The 20388-nt window shown below is 64.5% G+C and carries 19 protein-coding genes; 10 read left to right on the forward strand and 9 right to left on the reverse strand.

The features are described 5' to 3' along the window. Positions 1-806 precede the first annotated feature (806 nt). A complete protein-coding gene (locus tag DCM80_RS08290) occupies positions 807-1418 on the reverse strand; it encodes a LysE family translocator (protein WP_257196530.1) in 612 nt (203 codons plus the stop codon). Positions 1419-1602: 184 nt separating this feature from the next. Next, entirely contained in the window at positions 1603-1977 is a 375-nt protein-coding gene (locus DCM80_RS08295; RefSeq protein WP_028134496.1) for a response regulator, read from the reverse strand. Positions 1978-2100: 123 nt separating this feature from the next. Between DCM80_RS08295 and DCM80_RS08300 the strand changes: the two genes are divergently transcribed. Further along, the gene (locus DCM80_RS08300) at positions 2101-2928 is read left to right on the forward strand and encodes an SDR family oxidoreductase (RefSeq protein ID WP_257196531.1); all 828 of its coding nucleotides are present in this window, start codon (positions 2101-2103) and stop codon (positions 2926-2928) included. 142 nt (positions 2929-3070) lie between these two features. Here DCM80_RS08300 and DCM80_RS08305 read toward each other — a convergent pair whose 3' ends face one another. After that, positions 3071-3877: a lytic transglycosylase domain-containing protein gene (locus tag DCM80_RS08305; protein WP_257196532.1), complete on the reverse strand. Its 807-nt coding sequence runs from the start codon at positions 3875-3877 to the stop codon at positions 3071-3073. Positions 3878-4032: 155 nt separating this feature from the next. On the opposite strand from DCM80_RS08305, the gene DCM80_RS08310 reads away from it, so the two are divergent. From DCM80_RS08310 to DCM80_RS08320, 3 genes are all read left to right on the forward strand, one after another. Further along, positions 4033-4560, forward strand: a complete 528-nt coding sequence (locus DCM80_RS08310) for a hypothetical protein (protein WP_257196533.1) — start codon at positions 4033-4035, stop codon at positions 4558-4560. Positions 4561-4772: 212 nt separating this feature from the next. Continuing rightward, positions 4773-5117: a hypothetical protein gene (locus DCM80_RS08315; RefSeq protein WP_257196534.1), complete on the forward strand. Its 345-nt coding sequence runs from the start codon at positions 4773-4775 to the stop codon at positions 5115-5117. A gap of 475 nt (positions 5118-5592) precedes the next feature. Then, the gene (locus tag DCM80_RS08320; protein ID WP_257196535.1) at positions 5593-5829 is read left to right on the forward strand and encodes a hypothetical protein; all 237 of its coding nucleotides are present in this window, start codon (positions 5593-5595) and stop codon (positions 5827-5829) included. A 153-nt stretch (positions 5830-5982) separates the two neighbouring features. On the opposite strand, the gene rpoD is transcribed toward DCM80_RS08320, so the two are convergent. Then, the gene (gene rpoD / locus DCM80_RS08325) at positions 5983-8121 is read right to left on the reverse strand and encodes an RNA polymerase sigma factor RpoD (RefSeq protein ID WP_257196536.1); all 2139 of its coding nucleotides are present in this window, start codon (positions 8119-8121) and stop codon (positions 5983-5985) included. A 376-nt stretch (positions 8122-8497) separates the two neighbouring features. After that, a complete protein-coding gene (dnaG, locus tag DCM80_RS08330; protein WP_257196537.1) occupies positions 8498-10510 on the reverse strand; it encodes a DNA primase in 2013 nt (670 codons plus the stop codon). Positions 10511-11177: 667 nt separating this feature from the next. Between dnaG and DCM80_RS08335 the strand changes: the two genes are divergently transcribed. Next, a complete protein-coding gene (locus DCM80_RS08335) occupies positions 11178-11414 on the forward strand; it encodes a BrnA antitoxin family protein (protein ID WP_373569411.1) in 237 nt (78 codons plus the stop codon). 70 nt (positions 11415-11484) lie between these two features. Next, positions 11485-12048, forward strand: coding sequence for a chlorite dismutase family protein (locus DCM80_RS08340; protein WP_257196539.1), 564 nt, complete (start codon positions 11485-11487; stop codon positions 12046-12048). 97 nt (positions 12049-12145) lie between these two features. Here DCM80_RS08340 and DCM80_RS08345 read toward each other — a convergent pair whose 3' ends face one another. After that, positions 12146-12544 (reverse strand): gamma-glutamylcyclotransferase, encoded by a 399-nt coding sequence (locus DCM80_RS08345; protein ID WP_257196540.1) that lies wholly within the window; start codon positions 12542-12544, stop codon positions 12146-12148. Positions 12545-12619: 75 nt separating this feature from the next. Between DCM80_RS08345 and DCM80_RS08350 the strand changes: the two genes are divergently transcribed. Beyond that, positions 12620-13435, forward strand: a complete 816-nt coding sequence (locus tag DCM80_RS08350; protein ID WP_257196541.1) for an N-formylglutamate amidohydrolase — start codon at positions 12620-12622, stop codon at positions 13433-13435. A 3-nt stretch (positions 13436-13438) separates the two neighbouring features. Here the strand turns inward: DCM80_RS08350 and DCM80_RS08355 are convergent, their stop codons facing one another. After that, complete coding sequence (locus DCM80_RS08355; RefSeq protein WP_257196542.1) at positions 13439-14059, reverse strand: LysE family translocator; 621 nt, start codon at positions 14057-14059, stop codon at positions 13439-13441. 298 nt (positions 14060-14357) lie between these two features. Continuing rightward, positions 14358-15803, reverse strand: a complete 1446-nt coding sequence (locus DCM80_RS08360) for an LVIVD repeat-containing protein (protein WP_257196543.1) — start codon at positions 15801-15803, stop codon at positions 14358-14360. 207 nt (positions 15804-16010) lie between these two features. Here DCM80_RS08360 and DCM80_RS08365 point away from each other — a divergent pair, with 207 nt between their 5' ends. Both DCM80_RS08365 and DCM80_RS08370 read left to right on the forward strand, forming a co-directional pair. Further along, positions 16011-16325, forward strand: coding sequence for a helix-turn-helix transcriptional regulator (locus DCM80_RS08365; protein WP_257197902.1), 315 nt, complete (start codon positions 16011-16013; stop codon positions 16323-16325). 87 nt (positions 16326-16412) lie between these two features. Next, positions 16413-16925 carry an SRPBCC family protein gene (locus DCM80_RS08370; RefSeq protein WP_257196544.1) on the forward strand — a complete coding sequence of 171 codons (513 nt, stop codon included), beginning with the start codon at positions 16413-16415 and terminating at the stop codon, positions 16923-16925. Between the two features lie 146 nt (positions 16926-17071). Here the strand turns inward: DCM80_RS08370 and DCM80_RS08375 are convergent, their stop codons facing one another. Continuing rightward, positions 17072-17842, reverse strand: a complete 771-nt coding sequence (locus DCM80_RS08375; protein ID WP_257196545.1) for a DUF2189 domain-containing protein — start codon at positions 17840-17842, stop codon at positions 17072-17074. 245 nt (positions 17843-18087) lie between these two features. On the opposite strand from DCM80_RS08375, the gene DCM80_RS08380 reads away from it, so the two are divergent. Then, positions 18088-20313, forward strand: a complete 2226-nt coding sequence (locus DCM80_RS08380; RefSeq protein ID WP_257196546.1) for an ATP-binding protein — start codon at positions 18088-18090, stop codon at positions 20311-20313. Positions 20314-20388 lie beyond the last annotated feature (75 nt).

A 20388-nucleotide genomic window follows, 5' to 3' on the forward strand; every position in this document is an offset into this window, starting at 1 on the left:
ATCACCTGAAAATGTATCTGAGCTGTGGATAACGTGATGACATGGATGTGACAGCGCGGGGCAGAGACCTGCGAATCTGCTGAGTTTGCGCCTGAGGATGTTGCGAGGCTGGCCCTCCGCCGAGCATCCCTCGTGTCGCGTTTCACCATTAACCCTTAAGAGGATCCTATGGCTAAGAAAGCGAAGAAGGCGACGAAGAAGAAGGCGAAGAAGGCCAAGAAGGCGAAGAAGAAGTAACGAGGCTTGTTCTTTGCCCGGGTGGAGCCTCGCTCCGCCCGGGCGTCGGGTCGGGGATTGAGGGTTTGATGTGGCGGGCGCGAGCCCGCTTTTTTATTGGCTTGCTCTCTCACTGGTACGACCGAGCAATAGCCAATAGCGGCTGCACCTGAACGGGCACGCCTCATCCTTCGAAACGACCGCCTCCGGCGGTCCCTCTCCATGAACACCGATTAGGCGCCGGTGGCTGGATAGGGAATGATTTGCTGACCGAGCTGACGAGCCAGCCGGCGCAGAATGCGGTGTTTGGTTTCCAATACTTTCTCCTCGTATTGAGCCACGCCGGGCAACCAGGCGCACCAGAGGATCAAGCAGCCACACTGTCTCCCGGCGGCGCTCCGCAGCCAACGATACCGTGTTCATGGTCCGTGTGCAGTGCCGGTTTTGGCGCTGGCGGCTCAGGATGAGGCTGAGCGGCACTATGGCACGTTGAAGCAGCCGCTACGCCCTCCGCCCTCATCCTGAGGAGCCCGCCTCGAGCCGGCGTCTCGAAGGATGGCGGCAAGGTCACGAACAACCTTGAGAAGAACCTACCGCTCCGCGAACGCCAGCTTGGCGCCGAGTGCGGCAAAACCGGCGGCGAAGCTGCGGCGCAGCCAGGCCATGACGCGGGGGCGCGAGATGACGCGCTCGCGCACCGAGGCGGCAGAGAAGCCGTAGACGGCGAACACCGCGAAGGTCATCGCCATGAAGGCGCCGCTCAATTCCAGCATGCGCGCCAGCACATGGGCCTCGTCCGCGGCGATGAACTGCGGCAGGAAGGCGAGGAAGAAGATCGACAGCTTGGGATTGAGGATGTTGATCAGGAAGCCGGTGACGACGACGCGGCCGCTCGAACGCTCGCTGATCCCGCCCTCGACCGAAAGCGCCCCGCTCTCGCGCAGCGCCTGCCAGGACATGTAGAGCAGATAGGCGACGCCGCCCCATTTCAGCGCGGCGAAGGCGAGCGCGCTGGTGTGGAGCACGGCGGCGAGCCCCAGCATCGCGGCACACATGTGCGGCACGATCCCGAGCGTGCAACCGAAGGCGGCGGCAAGGCTGGCGTGCGAGCCGCGCGTCAGCGCCACAGCCAGCGTGTAGAGCACGCCGGTGCCGGGCGAGGCGACGACGATGAGCGAGGTGAGCAGGAAGGACCAGGACATGGCCGAACCATAGCAGCCCGCCTCGCGACGCGGAAGCTGCGCCTTCAACCACGCGATGGCGGGCTGACAAGCGCTGAGCGCACCAACGAAGCAATTCCTGCGTCATTCCCGCGCAACGGCGAGCCGTTGTCGCTGGAGGTGCTCGCCACTTCGGCGAGCCTCGAAGGATGACGGATGAGGAGGATCAGGACAGCTGCGCGAGCTCGGCTTCACGCAGCACGTCGAGCGGCGCCCAAGGTTTTGCCCAGAATTTTGCGCCCGCGGGCAAGGGTTGCTTCAAGGGGCGGCCGGAGGTGACGACGACGTCGAGCCTGGGATTGCGATCCTTGGCGACATGGGCGAGCTCGACCCCATTCATGCGGCCGGCGAGCTGCACGTCGGTCATCATCAGGCAGAGCGCGCCGGCGCTCTTCTCGAGCACGCGCTCGGCGGCCTCGGCGCTCTCGCACTGGATCACTTGATAGCCGCTCTCTTCCAGCAGGAGACACAGCATCTCGCGCTGCATGACGTCGTCTTCGACGATCAGCGCGGTGGCACGAAATGGCTGCGCTTGTCCCATGGGCGTCCTCCAATGCTCGCTTGCGTAACGTATGTTAAGGATCAAATTCGCGTGGAGTTCGGTTCCATTATGAAAAAATGTAAAGCATAGTTCCATCTGCGGGAGTTCGACGGGGGAAACATTGTGACAGGGATTCGCGGCGCCGCCGCCATCACGGGAGCCGCCAGCGGCATCGGCCGCGCGCTGACCATCGAGCTGGCGCTGCGCGGCTGCGATCTCGCGCTCGCCGATCGCGACGAGGCCGGGCTGAAGACGCTGGCGGCAGAGATTGGATCGACCCGCAAGGTCAGCGTGCACCGCGTCGACGTCGGCGAGCCCGCCGACATCGCGCAATTCGCGGCCGAGGCGATTTCCGCGCATCCGGAGCTCGGCATCCTCGTCAACAATGCCGGCGTGGCGCTGATGGGCTCGTTCGACGAGATCGACCAGGCGCAGATGGACTGGCTGTTCGACATCAATTTCTGGGGCGTGGTGCACGGCACGCGCGCCTTCCTGCCGCATCTGACGACGAGAAGCGAAGCGCATATCGTCAACCTGTCCTCGATCTTCGGCATCATCGCCCCGCCGGGACAATCGGCCTATGCGGCGGCGAAATTCGCGGTGCGCGGCTTTTCCGAGAGCGTGCGGCACGAGCTCAGCGTTGCGGGAAGTCCCGTCAAACTGTCGGTGGTGCATCCCGGCGGCGTCGCCACCGCGATCGCGCGCAATTCCCGCAGCGGAATCGGCGTCACCGACAATGCCCGCCGCGCGCAGTCGATCGAGCGGTTCGAGAACGCGGCCAAGACCACGCCGAAGGACGCCGCGCTGCGCATCATCAAGGGCATCGAACGGAACGAGCCGCGCATCCTGATCGGCAACGACGCCCGCTTCATGGACCTGCTGCAGCGCTTCCGCCCGGGCACCTATTGGGCGCCGCTGCAACGGAAGCTGGAGAAGATGACGAAGGGGTAGTGAGTGACGCGATGGCGTCGCAGCACTCTTCGCTATCGTAGGGTGGGCAAAGCGAAGCGTGCCCACGATTTCTCACGATGACGCAAAGGTGGTGGGCACGGCGCGCTGCGCCTTTGCCCACCCTACGAGACTGAGTGTGCAGCTACTGCCCCGCCAGGCGATCGGCGAAATAGCCGATGGTCTTGCGATACACCACCGCCCTGTTCCACTCGCGCATCGCCTCGAAATTGGCGGTGCCCTCGCCGTAGGGCTGGCCCATCTTGAAGCCGCTGGTGTGCAGCAGGTTCGCGGTCGAGGCGAGCACGTCGGGGATGCTGTGGCGGAGATCGACATGGCCGTCGCCGTCGAAATCGACGCCGTACTTGATGTAGGACGACGGCAGGAACTGGGTCTGGCCGATCTCCCCGGCAAAGGCGCCGATGAGGTCGCGCAGCGGCAGGTCGCCGCGCTGCACGATCTTGAGCGCGGCGAGCAGCTCGCCCTGGAACAGATCGGTGCGGCGGCAATCATGCGCCAGCGTCGCCAGCGTGCGGACCACCGGCATCTTGCCGATGTCGCCCTTGCCGAAATCGCTCTCCAGGCCCCAGATCGCGACCAGGATGTACCTGGGCACGCCGAATTTCTGCTCGATGCGCGAGAGCAACGCGGCGTGGCGCTGCAGCATCGCGCGGCCGCCATTGATGCGGCCCGGGCCGACGCGGGTCGAGACGTATTGCTCGAAGGTCTTGTTGAAGGTGTAGCGCTGGCGGCGGTCGAAGGCGAGCACCGCGGGATCGGGGGCCACGCCACTGAGCGCCGAATTGGTGACGCTCGCCGAGACGCCGGCCGCCTGCGCCTCCTGGGCCATGGCGGCGACGAAGGTGTTGAAGTCGCCGCCGCAGCGCGCGGCCTGCGCCGAACCGCCGGCCAGACACAGCACCGACGCGGCGGCGAGAAGCGATCTCAGCATATTGAGCAATCCCCTTAAAAACACTGGCGCGAAGCAGCGCGGATCATGCCCGGGAAAGAGGCAAGCGTCAAAACGACAGGCTTGATCCGCGTCAAGCCGTCCCACTCCCTGCTTTCTAGATTGCAGTCAACAGGAGAACCGCAGGAGACTTACCCATGACCGGAATCACCCTGACCACCGAGCAAATCCGCAATGCGCCCGCAGCGGTGCGGCAATGGATCGAGCAGGAGGTGATCTCTTCGCTCGGCCTCACGCCCCGCGCGCCCGTGACGATCCCGCCCCAGGCGTCCCATCTCGTCGCCTGCAGCGTGGAGGACGTCGCCGGCGTGCTCGAGCACGTCAGGGGCGTGCTGCCGGCGGTCAACGTGCTGCTCGAGCTCGGCCGCCCCGGCATCAGCTTCGGCCAGCCCGCGGTGATGACGTTCCGCCTGATGGACATCCTGCACCACACCCGCCTGCACGACGTCGGCGAGGTCATCACCTGCCTCGAGATGATCAACCAGGCGCTGGTCGAGGTGAAGAAGGATCCGTCGGTGCGGTTCTGCGGCTTCGACAATGAAGGCCATTGCCTGATCGCACCGCAGACGCAAGCGAGCATCGCAACGCTGTGGCAGAATATGATGGAACGGCAGCAGGCGGCGCAGCAGCACGCAGCCGCCGGCCGGGCTGCGCCGGCGGCGTGAGGGAATGGTATCGCCGCACTTTCTCCCCGTCATTCCGGGGCGCGCGTAGCGCGAACCCGGAATCCATCGGGCGGCAGAGACGGTGTCGCGATGGATTCCGGGCTCGCGACTTAGTCGCGCCCCGGAATGACGGATGAGAGAGTTGGCACTATGATATCGTTGCTTCCGCAGTAACATCGCGCGACGCGTTGAGCCAGAATAAGCCACCAGCCATGAGCAACCATCAGCACCCTCGCGGACCCACCCGCTCCCTGCTCCGCATCCCCCTGTTCCGCCTGCTCGCCATCAACCTCGCGATCGGCGCCTGCGCCGCGGCGCTGCTCGTCGGCGGGCTGCTCTGGCTCAATCCCGGACATCTGCGCGAGCTGATCTTCGCCGACAGCTCGCCCGGCATCGCGCTGGGGCTGCTGCTGGCGTCCTTCCTCATCACCTTCGGCTCGGCCGCGATGGGCAGCGCGATCATGGCGCAGGGGCGGAAAGAGGACAGCGGCAAAGGCGGCGGACACGGATCGCGCCTCGCCGTGCAGGAGGTGGCGCAGCTCACGCGCACGCGATGATATCCGCGGCGCCATGGAGGCCGCTTCGTGCGTTCGATCACGTCATCTGCATGCAGGCAGGAGCACGTGCAGGCCAGCACACCTTGCCGACAACAGCGCGGCCTCATGCGTGCGGGAGGACGTGGAGATGAACAAAGTTGTTTGACAAGCCAACCAATTGCTTCGATGTGGCGCCACATCACACATCGCAGCCAACGCATATCTGATGCGCTCGCTGCGACACCGACGCGTCCACGATTCGCCTTGCCATCGCAGCGCGCCTTCTATAGCCTTCTATTTTAGGTTGTCGCCCCGCCAGCCCCGGGCGACACTGAAGACCAAAATAAACGGCGGGCCCGGCCCGCCGTTTATTGCGGCGAGCGGTTCCCGGGACAAAGCTTTCCGATGCGACCAGTGCCCGGCCACGGCGCCGCGCCGCCCCCGAAGGGCGCGCAAAGTCATTTGACTATGGCGCGGCTATCGACGACAAGCCGCCATGGCCAAAAAACCCGGAACCAATCCCAAAGGCGAATTCGCCTTCTTCAACGTCGTCTATGAAGACGATTCCCAACGCTCCAACCGCCGCGTCCCCGCCGAACTGCTCGGCGGCCTCGACGGCGACGAGCCCGCCCGCGGCTTCATCATGGAGCAGGACCGCGAGATCGCGGAAAAGAGCGGCAAGCCGGCGCTGGAGATCAAGCGACTCGAGCGGGTGGGAGCGAAGAAGAAGTAGGCCTGGCTGCCCCCCGTCATTGCGAGCGCAGCGAAGCAATCCAGAAATGCCTCTGCGGGAAAGACTCTGGATTGCTTCGCTACGCTCGCAATGTCGGCAAAGCAAAAACGGCGGGCCAAGGCCCGCCGTTTTGCTTTCGATCGCTGCCTGCGATCAATTATCCAAAAAGCTCCGCAGCTTCCGCGACCTCGACGGATGCTTCAGCTTCCTTAGCGCCTTCGCTTCGATCTGCCTGATACGTTCTCTCGTCACCGAGAACTGCTGCCCCACCTCTTCCAGCGTATGATCCGTGTTCATGCCGATACCGAAGCGCATGCGCAGGACGCGTTCTTCGCGCGGGGTGAGCGAGGCCAGCACGCGCGTGGTGGTCTCGCGCAGATTGGACTGGATCGCGGCGTCGATGGGCAGGATCGCGTTCTTGTCCTCGATGAAATCGCCGAGATGCGAATCCTCTTCGTCACCGACCGGGGTTTCGAGCGACAGCGGCTCTTTCGCGATCTTGAGGACCTTGCGGACCTTCTCCAAGGGCATGCCGAGCTTTTCGGCCAGCTCTTCCGGGGTCGGCTCGCGGCCGATCTCGTTGAGCATCTGGCGGGAGGTGCGCACGATCTTGTTGATCGTCTCGATCATGTGCACGGGGATGCGGATGGTGCGGGCCTGGTCGGCGATCGAGCGCGTGATCGCCTGCCGGATCCACCACGTCGCGTAGGTCGAGAACTTGTAGCCGCGGCGGTACTCGAACTTGTCGACCGCCTTCATCAGGCCGATGTTGCCTTCCTGGATCAGGTCGAGGAACTGCAGGCCGCGGTTGGTGTACTTCTTGGCGATCGAGATCACGAGACGGAGGTTGGCTTCCACCATCTCCTTCTTGGCCTGGCGTGCCTCGCGCTCGCCCTTCTGCACGGAGTGCACGATCTTGCGGAACTCGACGATCTCGAGGCCGGTCAGGGCTGCGAGCTGATGCACCTCGTGACGGAGGTCCTTGATGCGGTCCTTCTCGTGATGGACGAAGTTCTTCCAGCCCTTCGCGGAGAGCTTCGAGACGCGGTTGAGCCAGCGCGGGTCCAATTCAGAACCCGTGTAGTTGCGCAAAAAGTCCTCGCGCGCGACGCCGTGGCTGTCGGCAAGGCGCATCAGGCGGCCCTCGTGCGAGACGAGGCGCTTGTTGATGTCGTAGAGCTGCTCGACGAGCGAATCGATACGCGCCTGGTTGAGGCGCAGCGACTTCACCTCGACGATGATCTCGTCCTTCAGCTTCTTGTACTTGCGCTCCTGGTGCGGCGAGAGCGACTCGTTCTGGAGCTGGTTCTGGATGTCCTGCTCCTGAAGCTTGCGCAGCTTCTTGTAGCTGTCGGCGATCTTGTCGAAGATCTCGACCACTTTCGGCTTGAGCTCGGCCTCGATCGCCGCGAGCGACATCTGGTTCTCGAACTCGTCGTCGTCCATGTCGGACTCGGCGGCGGCTTCGCCGGGATCCTTTTCCTCGGCTTCGGCGGCACCGGGCGCAGCGGCGGCACGGAACGGGGTCGGCGACGGCGGCGCGGCCGGCGGGGCGACATGCGCGGGCGCCGCTGCGGACGCGGAGGCGTCACCGCCCTCGGCAGTGGCTTCGCCGTTCTCGCCCGTGGGGCCAGCGATCATCGCATTGTTCATGCCGGCCTTGGCGTCGGGGCCGGCATAGGTGGCTTCGAGATCGATGATGTCGCGGAGGAAGATCTTGCCTTCGTTGAGCTCGTCGCGCCAGATGATGATGGCCTGGAAGGTCAGCGGGCTTTCGCACAGACCCGCGATCATCGCCTCGCGGCCGGCCTCGATGCGCTTGGCGATCGCGATTTCGCCTTCGCGGGAGAGCAGCTCGACCGTGCCCATTTCGCGCAGATACATGCGCACGGGATCGTCGGTGCGCTCGCCCGGCTCGCTCTTCTTGACCTCGGTGACGGCCTTCTGGGTGACCTCGACGAGCTCGTTGTCGGTCTCGTCCTCGCCCTCGTCCTTCTCTTCCTCGCCTTCGGTGTCGTCGGCTTCGGTGACGTTGATGCCCATGTCCGAGAGCATCGACATGATGTCCTCGATCTGTTCGGGCGAGGTCTGGTCCGACGGCAAGACTTCGTTGAGCTGATCGAAGGTCACGAAGCCGCGCTTCTTGGCCTGCTTGATCATCTTCTTCACGGCGGCGTCGGACAGATCGAGCAAGGGCGACGGCGCGTCCTGGGAGTCCTTCTCCGGCGCGTCCGCTGCCTTGTCGTCTTTTTCCTTGTCCTTCGCCTGCAGCGTCTTTGCCTTGGTGGCCATCCATTGCTCCTAAACGCGCTTCATGCGAGGCGTCGCCGCGCCTTGCCTGAATTCACATGAACCTGTTGCTCGACGCTCTCGCTTCGGCAGCTCTCGACACGGAAAGGGCGGCGCACATGTCTCTCGCCACCCCCAACTTTCTCTCGCCGGAATTGCCTAACGCTTCGTCAGCCTCTTTGTCGCAGCGGATGCAGGTGTAGTGCCAACAGCGATTGCGCGGATTCATTCCTGACGCGTCTGTTCTGCCTGCGGCCGCCTCTGGGCCAAAGTGCTACAAGACCGTTAAGCCTCGATTAACCCTGTTTTTGCCGCCAAACCCAGGATTTGGCGAGTCTTTTAGCGGTACCTAGCCCGGCCGTCCGCATGATTCTTTCTATTACATGCTCTTCTGGAACCGACCCGACAGCTCGCCAAAACCCTCGATCAGGGCTTCGGTGCCGTCGACCTCGCCGATCCGAGCCTTGACGTCACGCAGCCAGGCCAAATTGGCCTCGCTGGGGTCCTCCCCCAAGGCCAGCTCGGCGTCCTTCAGCTCCCTAAGTAGTGAATGCCATTGCCGATGCAAGGCAACCAGCTGATGCCAGGTGGCAAGAACGTCGTCCCGCGCCGCCCCCTCGCGCGCGCCCCACACCGCCGCGGTGGTGATGCCGTTCTCAACCCTTTGAAGGACTTGCGAAAATCCACCCTTCGCGAGGTCTGACCGCATCTTCTCGGCCTGCTCCTCGGGGTCGGGCGAATGGTGATGGTCGTTGGCGAAGGCGGCGATGATGCCGGCCCTGAGCTTGTGGGCCTCGGGATGGGCCAGCTCCAGGGCCGCAACTTCCTCAAGGTGGTCGTGCAGCAGCCAGGGGTGGTTGATCAGGCATTGCAGGATTAGGGCCTCGCGGCGGGAGATGGCGCTGCGCTGGCCCTTCATGATCGGGCTGGCCGCCAGCTGGGGGCTGGCCGCCTGGTAGGGGCCCGCCGGTAGCGGGGTGGGGGCAAACGCGCCGCGGCCCCTTGCTCCGAATCCCTGGCCGCCGAATCGATTCGCCGCTCCGCCCCTGGGCTGGAAGGGGCGGCCGCCGCTTGGGCCCTGGCGGAAACTGCCGCGGCCGTTGAAGCCGCCGCGTCCGCCCTCGGGGGCGAAGGTGCGCTGCAGCCGCTCGACGAACTCGTCGCGGTAATAGCGCCGCACCACCTCGTCGCGGATGCCGTTGGTAAGCTCCCTGATGCGCGCCTCCAGCGCGGCGCGGCGCTCGGGCGTGGCGAAATTGCCGCCTTCGAGCTCGCGCGACCAGATCATGTCGGCGAGCGGGCGGGCCGCGCCGATCACCTCCTCGATCGCGCCGCGCCCACTGGTGCGCACGAGATCGTCGGGGTCCTGTCCTTCCGGCAGCAGCGCGAAGCGAAGGCTCTTGCCGGGTGCGAGGAAGGGCAAGGCGAGATCCGCGGCGCGATAGGCCGCCTTCTGGCCGGCGCGGTCGCCGTCGAAGCAGAGGATCGGCTCGTCCGCCATCTTCCAGAGCAGCGCGAGCTGGCTCTCGGTGAGCGCGGTGCCGAGCGGCGCGACGCTGCCGGCAAAGCCCGCGGTGACCATGGCGATGACGTCGACATAGCCTTCGACCACGATCAGGGGGCTGCCGTCATGGGTCGCTTTGCGCGCGGTCTGGTGGTTGTAGAGATTGTCGCCCTTGTGAAAGAGCGGCGTCTCCGGCGAGTTCAGGTATTTTGCCGGAACGTCCTTCTCCAGCGCGCGCCCGCCGAAGGCGATGACGCGGCCGCGCAGATCCGTGATCGGAAACATCACGCGATCGCGGAAGCGATCGTAAGGCACGGGAATGTCGTTGCCGGCGACCAGCAGGCCCGTCTCGACCATGTCGTCGACGGAGACGCCGAGCTTGCCGAGATGCTCCTTCAACGCGAAGCGATCCGGCGCGGCATAGCCGAGGCGGAACTGCAATTGCGTCGCCGGCGAGATGGCACGGTCGGCGAGATAGCCGCGCGCCTTGGCACCCAAGCGCGAGGCCAGCGTCTCCGCGAAATAGGTCGCGGCGAGGTCCATGACGTCATGCAGCGTGCGGCGCCGCTGCTCCTGCCGGGCCGCATCCGGCGTCACCGCCGGCAGCGCCAGGCCGGCCATGCCGGCGAGCCGCTCGACGGCCTCGGCAAACGGCAGGCCGTCGGTCTCCATCACGAAGCTGATGATGTCGCCATGCTTGCCGGAGGAGAAGTCGTGGTAAAAACCCTTCTGGTCGTTGACGTAGAAGGACGGTGTCTTCTCCTGCTGGAACGGCGACAGCCCCTTCCACTCCCGCCCCGCCTTCTTCAGCTTGACGCGCTTGCCCACGACTTCGGAGACCGAAAGCCGGGCCCGAAGCTCGTCGAGGAATTGAGGCGTGAAGCGCATGGGCTGTGTCTGGCGCAATCCGGAGTGAGTGGGCTGGGATCAGGGATATAGGTGCGGACTGGCTAAAGGCCAGGTTTGCGCGCGTTATCCGGGTTATTCGACCTATGCACAGGGCAAGAAATCTGTCGCGAAACAGAATCCCCATCCGTGGCTCCTAGACTGCCAGCTATGGACCAAGCAATTTCAATCCCTCCGAGTGGAACCGGAATCATTGACATCCAGCGATTACGTTTGTATATACAAAAATACGGTGAAGTCGCAGCTACGGCTTCAAACGTCATAGCAAAACCTCATGCGCGGCGAATGCAGTGCCATTTGGAAAAGCCATGACGGAAAAATTGCAGCTGCTGTTCACAGCCGTTCGCGACTTCGGACGGGATCCGAAGAAACGCGCAATCAACCTGCGGACCCACGGAATCGACTTCGAGGACGCACGCGGAATTCTCGACGGCTAAACTTTCATCCGCCGCTCGGATCGCAATGACGAAATCAGATACCAGATCTTCGGTTACATCGACGGGCGGGAAGTCGCGGTCGCCTGTGCGATCCGCAGGACGATCTGCTGGCTCATCTCGGCGCGCGCGACGCGACGAGCGGAAGAAGTATTACAATCGTTTCGAGGGACACTCCCAGGAAGGGTAAGACCGACTGGGCGCGCGTCGATGCACTGACTGACGAACAGATCGCTGAGGCCGTCGCGAACGATCCCGATGCAGTGCCGATCGACATCGATTGGTCGGATGCTGTTCTGGTCGTACCGCCCAAGAAGAAGGCCATTTCGATCCGCGTCGACGAGGACGTGCTCGATTTTTTCAAGCGCGAGGGCGAAGGCTATCAGCGCCGCATCAATGCGGTGCTGCGCTCTTACATGCAGCAGAAGTCCAAGCCCAAGAAGCGGGCCTGACCCGAAGCAAATCTTCTGGAGACCGCGACAGAGCCCTTGAACCCGCACCGGTTCCACGCTTCCATAGGCCATGTTCAGGACGTTTCGAGGCGGCCAGAGCGGGGGCTGGCGTGTGACCTCGCTTGCACCGGTGACGGGCGAGCCCCTGCCCTTCGTGCCAGCGCTGTCGGTGACCGACAGCGAGGCCGTGTCGTTGCCGCTGGTGCCCTCGCGCAATGCGTGGCGGCTGATCGGCGTTGCCAGCAGCCTGCGCTACACCGAGCGGGCCGAGAAGGAGAAGCTCGTCGCCGTGCAGGCCGGCCTCGGCCGTCCCGAGGCGACCTCCGCGGCGCTGATCCCGATCCGCAAGTCGCAGGCCTGGTGGGAGCTGACGCAGGAGGAGCGGCGCAAGATCTTCGAGGACAGATCGCACCACATCGCGAGCAGTCTTCGTTTCCTGCCGGCGATCGCGCGCCAGCTCTATCACTGCCGCGACCTCGGCGAGCCCTTCGATTTCCTCACCTGGTTTGAATTCGCACCCGCGCATGCCTCGCTGTTCGAGGAGCTGGTTGCGATGCTGCGGCAGACTGAGGAATGGGCTTACGTCGAGCGCGAGGTCGACGTGCGCGTGGTGAAGGAAGTGCTGTCGGCCTAAAGCGTGATGAGATTTGGATGAATCGTCATCGCGCTTTAGGTTGTTGTTTGCGCATGATCTTTCCGGAAAACCGCTGCGCACTTTTCCGGATCATGATTTAATGCTCCAGGAAACGTCCGGACTCGATGCGGGGCAGGTCGGTGACGGGCCAGTTGTAGACATAGGTCCAGGCCTTGTCCGCGGTGCCGTCGGGCGACGTCACCTCGACCAGCCGGCGCAGATATTCGGTCGGCTCGGGAAAGCCTTCGCCGCAGGCTTCGTACATGTCGAGCTCGCGCAGCAGCTCGTCCGGCACGCGCATCCGAAACAGCTCGCCATGGACGAGATCGGTGGCCGCGCCCGACAGCAGCAAGCCCGGATAATGCTTCACCAGAACGAGCCGGCCGCGGCAGGTCGCTTCGCCCAAGAATTCGGCGTGCCCCGCCAGCAGCCGCGCCATCGGATGGTCGAAGCCGCGCATCAGGGTGCCGTAGACGAAGAGGCGATCGGAGGTCATGCTGTTCCAACGTTGCGACGCCGAGGCAATATCGTTACTTCGTTTCAACACGTAATCGCTTCATAGGCAATCAGGATGGACCTGCATACGGCCGAGGCGGCCGATCAACTGCTCGGCGAGGGCGACGTTCCGCCCGTGCATGAGGTGAATGCGCGGGGGACGTCGCCTTTCCTGCTCACCTCGGATCATTACGGACGGGTCTTGCCCCGCGCGCTCGGCGACCTCGGCGTCGCCGAGGCCGAGCTGACGCGGCACATCGCCTGGGACATCGGCATTGCCGGCGTCGCCGAGCACCTCGCAACGCTGCTGGATGCCCATCTGATCGCGCAGCGCTATTCGCGGCTCGTGATCGACTGCAACCGCCCACCTGCCGCGGCAAGCTCGATCCCGGTCATCTCCGAAGCAACCGCGATCCCGCGCAACGAAGCCATTTCGGATGAGGAGCGCGCAGCGCGGCGGCGCGAGATCTTCGAGCCCTATCATCGTCGCATCGATGCCGCGATCGACCGCCGCGTGCACGCCGGCCGGCCGACCGTGCTGGTGTCGCTGCACAGCTTTACGCCTGTCTATGCCGGCGTCGCGCGGCCCTGGCACATCGCCGCGCTCTATAATCGCGACACCGTGCTGCCGCAGCTGCTGCTCAAGCATCTGCGCGCGGACGGCGACCTCGTCGTCGGCGACAACGAGCCTTATGCGGTGAGCGACCTCACCGACTACACCATCCCCGTGCACGGCGAAGGGCGCGGCCTCGTCAACACCGGCATCGAGATCCGCCAGGACCTGATCGCGGACCAGTCCGGCCAGCGGCAATGGGCCGAACGGCTGGCTGGGATCCTTGCAGCGATACTTGGCGAGATCACGGTCGAGCAGACCGCGAAGCGGCCGGTGTAAGGCTCACTTCGCCCGCGTCAGCGCCAGCCAGATGCCGCCGCCGATCATGAAGCCGCCGGAGATGCGCGACATCATCCGCGTGCGGCGCGCCGAGAAGAACTTTCGCGCGCGGCCGGCGGCGATGGCATAGAGCGCGTCCGTCATCACGGCGGTGACCATGAAGGTGGCGCCCAGCAGCGCGACCTGCGGAAAGTGCGGCTGGTTCATGTCCATGAACTGCGGGATGAAGGCGCCGAAGAACACCAGCACCTTCGGGTTCGACAGCAGCACCAAGAACCCCTGCAGGAAGAAGCCGCCGCGCGGCGGCGGAGGCGGCGTGTCGACCTCGACGCCCTCGACCGGCGCCCAGATCAGCTTGATGCCGAGCCAGATCAGGTAGGCGGCGCCGGCAAAGCGCACCCAGTCGAACCAATAGCCCATGGTCGCCATCAGCGAGGTCAGGCCGACCGCGACGATGCCGATGACGATGGCAAGTCCGGCCTGGGCGCCGGCCACGTTGGTGAGCGCGGCCCGCGTGCCGTGGCGCAGGCCGTTGGCGATCACGAGGGTCACGATCGGCCCCGGCAGCAGCGCCAGCGCAATGCAGGCGGCGACGAAGGCGAGATAGGCTTGCATGGACATCATGGGAGAGACTCGGGCTCAGGGCGGTTTGCGCTCATTAATGCATGGGACGGGCGGGAACGGAAGCGCGCTTATTCCGTCCCGCGCGCGACAAGGGCAACCGAGACCCAGCGCGAGCCTCGTCGTTCGAGACGACCGCTTCGCGGTCTCCTCAGGATGAGGCTAAGCAGCATCGGCGCGCGTTGAACTGGTGCCGCGCACTCTCCTCATCCCGAGGGCCCGCCAAGGGCGGGCGTCTCGAAGGATGGCCACAGTCGAAATCTCTCCACTTGCGATGGCCCTGGCACCGCGCCCCTCATCGTCAGTTCTTCGGCAAGCCCGCCGCCGCGCGGGCCGCTCCGGTCAGCTCGAGGATGTGCAGGCCGGTATTGGCGCGGTCGACGATGTAGATGTAGCCGCGGTCATCGGTCTCGACATTGTTGGTCTGGATCGCAACCTTGCAGCGCTCGCCGCCTTCGATCGGAATGCAGCGCCTGTCGGTTGCAGCGGTGATCGACGGAATGAAATGGCCGACCTCCCTGGGATGATAGGGATCGCGGATGTCGAGCGCGCGCACGCCGGCATTGAAGAAGGCGATGAAGGCCATCTTCTTGTAATAGACCGGCGCCATGCTCTCGTTCGACGAATGCGCGCCGAACCGGCCGCCGCGCTGGCAGAACTGCCCGCTCGCCTCCGGCACCGTGTAGCTCGAGATCATCATCGGCCGCGTCTCGGTGGTGACGTCGGCGAACCACACCATCTGCCGCGCCTCGCCGCATTCGTTGAGGATCGCTTCGTTCACAATAATGACGATGTCGCGGGTCTTGCCGTCCTTGTCCTCGGAAAATTCGGCAATCGGCATGTCGAGCATCGGAAACGTGGTGTGCGCGCCGTTGAAGGCCGACATCGGCAGCCGCGCAATCTCGGGATAGCGCAGATTGTCCGGCGTCGGCTCCTTTGCCCCGCTCAGGAGCTTGTCGCGGTCGACGATCTGCAAAATCCCGCCCTTGTTGGTGCCATAGCCGAAATAGACGCGGTTGCCGCTCGGCCCGGTCGAGATCGGCCCGTGCAACGCGGTCGGCACCGCGCCGGTCGAGCCTGGCTCCTGACCCGGCAGACCAAAGTCGCGGATCTTGTGCGGGCGCGCCGGATCGGAGAGATCGTAGACTTGCGTCATGCGCCGCGTGCGCCAGTCCGGCGGCCCCGAGACGAGGTAGGCAATGCCGGTGTCGCATTCCCACCAGCTCTTGTGCGTGTCCTTCAAGCCGCCGAGGCGCGTGATGAGCACCGGGCTGGCGGGATCGGTGACGTTCCAGATCTCATGCGCCTCGCTGCCGAAGGTCCTGAGCATGTAGACCGCATTGGGATCGCCCTTCGGCAAGGCCTTGCCGTCGCAGACCCGCACCATCTGCGCGCCGCCGGATTCGTACTTGCCCTCCTGCCCCGGCAGGTGCCGCAGATATTTCGGACGCGCGGGATCGGTGACGTCGACAATGGACGTTCCGTTCGGCTCGGCCTTGCCCGTCATCGGGTTGACGGGCGCGGGCACATCCTCCGTGCCGCCATGATGGCCGATATAGGCGATCCAGCGGTCGCCCTGGTGATGGATGGTCGGTTGATAGGCGCTGCGAGCCTGGAGGTCGTGATAGCCGACGAGCTTCATGTTGGACGCTTCAGGCGGCGCGCCGACGGTTTGCTTCTGGGCGTGGACCAGGTTGCTGCAGGCGAAGAGGACAACGGCGGCAGCAAGTGAAGCGCGACGGAACATGAAAGTCCTCCCGGAACCAGTCTGCGCTGGCTGAGATGAGAAGCTAGCACGGCGATTGCGCGCCACAAGAGCACGATCTCTCACGTTGTCATTCCGGAAACGGCGCAGCCATTATCCAGAATCTCGAGATTCCCGGTTGGCGTTTCGCGCGTCCCGGAATCACGTTCCGCTTGACATGCAACCATTTGGTTGCCTATCATCGTTGCCATGGACGAGGTCTTCAAAGCGCTCGCCGATGCATCGCGACGCTCGCTGTTGGACCGGCTTCACGCCAGGAACGGCCAGACGCTGAACGAGCTCTGCGAGGGCCTTGCGATGACGCGGCAGGCCGTGACCAAGCACCTTGCGATTCTGGCGGAGGCCAATCTCGTCACGACCATCAGGCATGGCCGGGAGAAGCTGCACTACATCAACCCGGTGCCGATCCATCAGATCGGCGAACGCTGGATTAAGAAATTCGAGCGCGGCAAGCTCACCGCGCTCGGCGAGCTGAAACGTCAGTTGGAGAAGCGCGATGAGTAAGCCGGACTTCGTCTACGTGACCATATCGGAAACCGGCGGGGCACCGAGGATCCCGCCCGCCACGCTTGGTATCGAGGGAGTTGCGTGATGAACCTCGATCAATTCAAACCGCTGACCGTCTACACCATCTACATCGCCTCGACGCCGGAGAAGGTGTGGGAGGCGCTCACCTCCGCCGAGTTCAGCCGGAAATATTTCTCCGGCTTTGCGGTAGAGATGGAGCCGAAGCTCGACGGCAGCTTCATCGTGCACGCGCCCGACGGCTCCGAGCACATCCGCGGCGAAGTGTTCGAATACGATCCGCCGAGGAGGCTCACGGTGAGCTGGAACGTCAATTGGCCGGACCTCGTGGAAAAGCTCGGCACAACCATTGTCACCTACGAGATTGAGCAGGCCGGCGAAGCCGTCCGCCTCACCTTGAGCCAACGCCACGACCGCGCGCTCAGCGACGACATCCTCTCCGGCGGCCGCACCGGCTGGCCCGCGATCCTCTCCGGATTGAAGAGCCTGCTGGAGACGGGCAAGGCGCCGCATATCGAGATGTCTCCGCCGGTGCGGTTGCTGGAGGCGCTGAAGGCTATGGGCATCAAGACGCCGTAGGCGTTCGTCGTTCCAGCGAAACTATCGTAGGGTGAGCAAAGCGAAGCGTGCCCACGCATCTGTTGCGGTATCGAGCTGGTCGTGGGCACGGCGCAAGTGCGCCTTTGCCCACCCTACGGCACTGCCCAAGGGACGAAGGCAGCGAGCTACACCGGCGCCACCAGGCGCCGGTAGAGATGCCAGGTCGCATGCCCGAGCACCGGCAGCGTCACGATCAGCCCGAGAAAATAGGGCAGCGCCGAGACGATCAGCAACATCACGATCACGGCGGCCCACGAGATCATCGGCAGCGGGCTCGTCACCACCGCGCGCACGCTCGTCACCATCGCCGTGACGAAATCGACCTCGCGGTCGAGCAGCAGCGGAAACGACACCACGGTCAGCGAGAACAGGATCAGCGACAGCACGGCACCGACCGCATTGCCGATGCCGAGGAACAGCAGGCCCTCGTTGGTCGTCAGCACCACCGTCATGAACTCCTGAAGGCTCGAGAACGAGGCGTTCAAGCCGAGCAGCAGCGCGATCAGGAGCCGCACCTGGTACATCCAGACCACGAACACGAACAGCGTGACGAACGCCATCCAGCCGATCTCGCTGCGCGAGCGCACGGCCGACCAGATCGCGCCGAAGGAGACCGGCTGGCCGCGCTCGCGGCGGCGGCTGACCTCGTAGAGGCCGATCGCCACGAACGGTCCGATCAGCGCGAAGCCGGCCGCCAGGGGATAGACCAGATAGACCATGCCGAAGGCGGTGAAGCACAGCATGATGGCGATGCCGCCGGCGGCGTAGAGCGCGCCGAAGCACAAACCGTAAAGCGGCAGTGCCTGGAAATCACGCAGCCCCTCGACCAGCGCTTCGGCGATGTCGTTCGCCGCGATGGGACGCACCACCGGATCGACCTTGCCCGAAACGGACATCAGCATCCTCCACAGCTCGGCGCGATCTTGCGTCGCGCGCGGCTTGAACGCGATATTAGCGCCACTGCGCGCAGGTGCAACTTAAAGCCGGATGATGGGAAGGAGCGGCGGCCGGCAGAGCCACGCCTCGAATTCTTTACTCTTCCATGTGATTTTCGAGCAGATTGCTATGGACTGAGCCGACAATCGTCCGCAAATTTTACCTTCGAACCAGCGCGCGATGATCAGAACGGACCGCCCAACAGATGAGCCTGCGTACCCGGTTACTGATCCTCGTCATCGCGGCCATGCTGGTACCGGCGATTCTGGTCGGACTGCGGTTCGTGCAGAACCGGACCAGCGAGATCGATGCGGCGCTGGCCAATCTGGCCGCGTCCGCCGACGACATCGCGAGCGATCTGGACGAGAAGATCCAGGGCACCGCCCAGCTTCACTATGGTCTCGCTCGTGCGCGCGACCTCGACACGCGCGACAAGGCGGCGTGCTCGGCGTTTCTGTCGGATGTCCGCGAGGAATATCCGCAGTTCACGGGTATCCTGACCATCGATCCTGACGGCAGACTGTTCTGCGACTCGCTGCGGACCAACCGCACGCTAGACCTGAACGACCGCGGTTATTTCAAGGAGGTCAAGACTCTTCAAAGCGTCGTCGCGGTAGAGCCGGTGTTCGGCCGCCTCACCGGACTCTCGGTGCTCCAGATCGCCTATCCCGTGCGATCAGAGACGGGCGCGCTGAAGTTCGTGCTGCTCGCGTCGTTCAACCTGAACAAGTTCGCGGAGTTTCACGACAAGCGGCTGCTCGCCGAAAAGGACATCCTCTTCGTCGATGCCAAGGGTACGGTCCTGGCCGCGCCCAAGGGCGGCGGCTGGCGCGAGCCCGTCGGCGGATCCATCGCGGGCTCCGACCTGTTCCGCTTCGCGGCAGCGCCCGACGGCGAGCCATTTCGGGAGGTGACCGACCGCGACGGCCACGCGCAGATCTGGGGCGTTTCCCGCAATGCCTCGATCCGCAAGGCCGGCCTCTACATCCTGGTCGGACGTTCCAAGGACGGACTGGTCGCGGCGGCCAACCGCCGGCTCTACGAGGACATGGCGATTCTCGCGGTGGCCTCATTGCTGCTCCTGGCCGGCTTGTGGATCCTCACCACGGTGAGTATCGGGCGCCAGGTCGGACGGCTCGCCGTGATGGCGAAAAGGCTCGGGCGCGGCGATCTCAGCGCACGAATTCCGCCGCCCCATCCGCGCGGGGAACTCGGCGGATTGATGACCCTGCTCAATGGCACCGCCGAGTCGCTCGAGCAGCAACGCGCCGCCATCGCCGACCTCAGCCACAAGCTCAGCCAGTCCCAGAAGATGGAGGCCATGGGCCAGCTCACCGGCGGCGTGGCGCATGACTTCAACAATCTCTTGACCGTCATCCTCGGCAATTCGGAGCATCTTGCCGACAGGCTGGCGGGCAACAAGGAATTGCAGCGGATCGCCGGCGACATCGCGACCGCCGCCGAGCGCGGCTCCGACCTGACACGGAGCCTGCTCGCCTTTGCGCGTAAGCAGCCGCTCCGGCCGAGAGAGGTCGACATCGCCGAAAAGATCCTCGGCATGGAGCAGCTGCTGCGCCGGACCCTGGGCGAGCACATCGAGTGCAACTTCTCGTTCGGGCCGGGTTTGTGGCTTGCCAGCGTCGATCCCGGCCAATTGGCAACCGCGGTCCTCAACCTCGTGCTCAACGCACGCGACGCGATGCCGGAAGGCGGCAAGCTGACCGTCGAGGTCCGCAACAGCTCGCTCGGCGAATCCGACCTCGACGTCAACGGCGAGCCGCGGCCCGGCGACTACGTCATGGTGGCGGTCAAGGATACCGGCAGCGGCATGAGCTCCGAAGTGGCGAGCCGCGCGTTCGAGCCGTTCTTCACGACCAAGGAGGTCGGCAAGGGGACCGGCCTCGGCCTGAGCATGGTCTACGGGTTTGCACAACAATCCGGCGGACTCGTGCAAATGCAGTCGGCGCCGGGACAAGGCAGCGTCGTCAGGCTGTTCTTTCCCCGGCTCGCAACACCGCCGAGCGAAGATCCGCCGCCCCCGGAGCGGACGATCACACATGCGGAGCGCGAGACCATCCTCCTCGTCGAGGACGACGACATGGTGCGCGCCTATGTCGAGAACGAGCTGAAGGCGCTCGGCTACCGCGTCATCACCGCGTCGAACGGGCCTGCGGCGCTGGCATTGCTGCACCGAAATGGGGAGATCCAGCTGCTGTTGACCGACGTCGTGATGCCCGGCGGCATGTTTGGGCCGGAGCTCGCAAGACAAGCAACGGCGCTGCGGCCCGATCTCAAGGTGCTGTTCACCTCAGGCTACAGCCAGGATCCCGTCAAGACGCCGGACGGGATCAACGCCCGCATCCTGACCAAGCCGTTCCGAAGGCAGGATCTTGCCGCGATGCTGCGGTCCGCCCTGGCAGCGAGGCCGTGATAATTACAATCGCATGGCCTTAGGTTGAATCGATGGCCGTGGGTCGTTTACCTCTCCCGCAAGCGGGAGAGGTCG

Origin of the sequence: Bradyrhizobium sp. WBOS08, from assembly GCF_024585125.1 — a bacterium.
GTDB classification, from domain to species: domain Bacteria; phylum Pseudomonadota; class Alphaproteobacteria; order Rhizobiales; family Xanthobacteraceae; genus Bradyrhizobium; species Bradyrhizobium japonicum_B.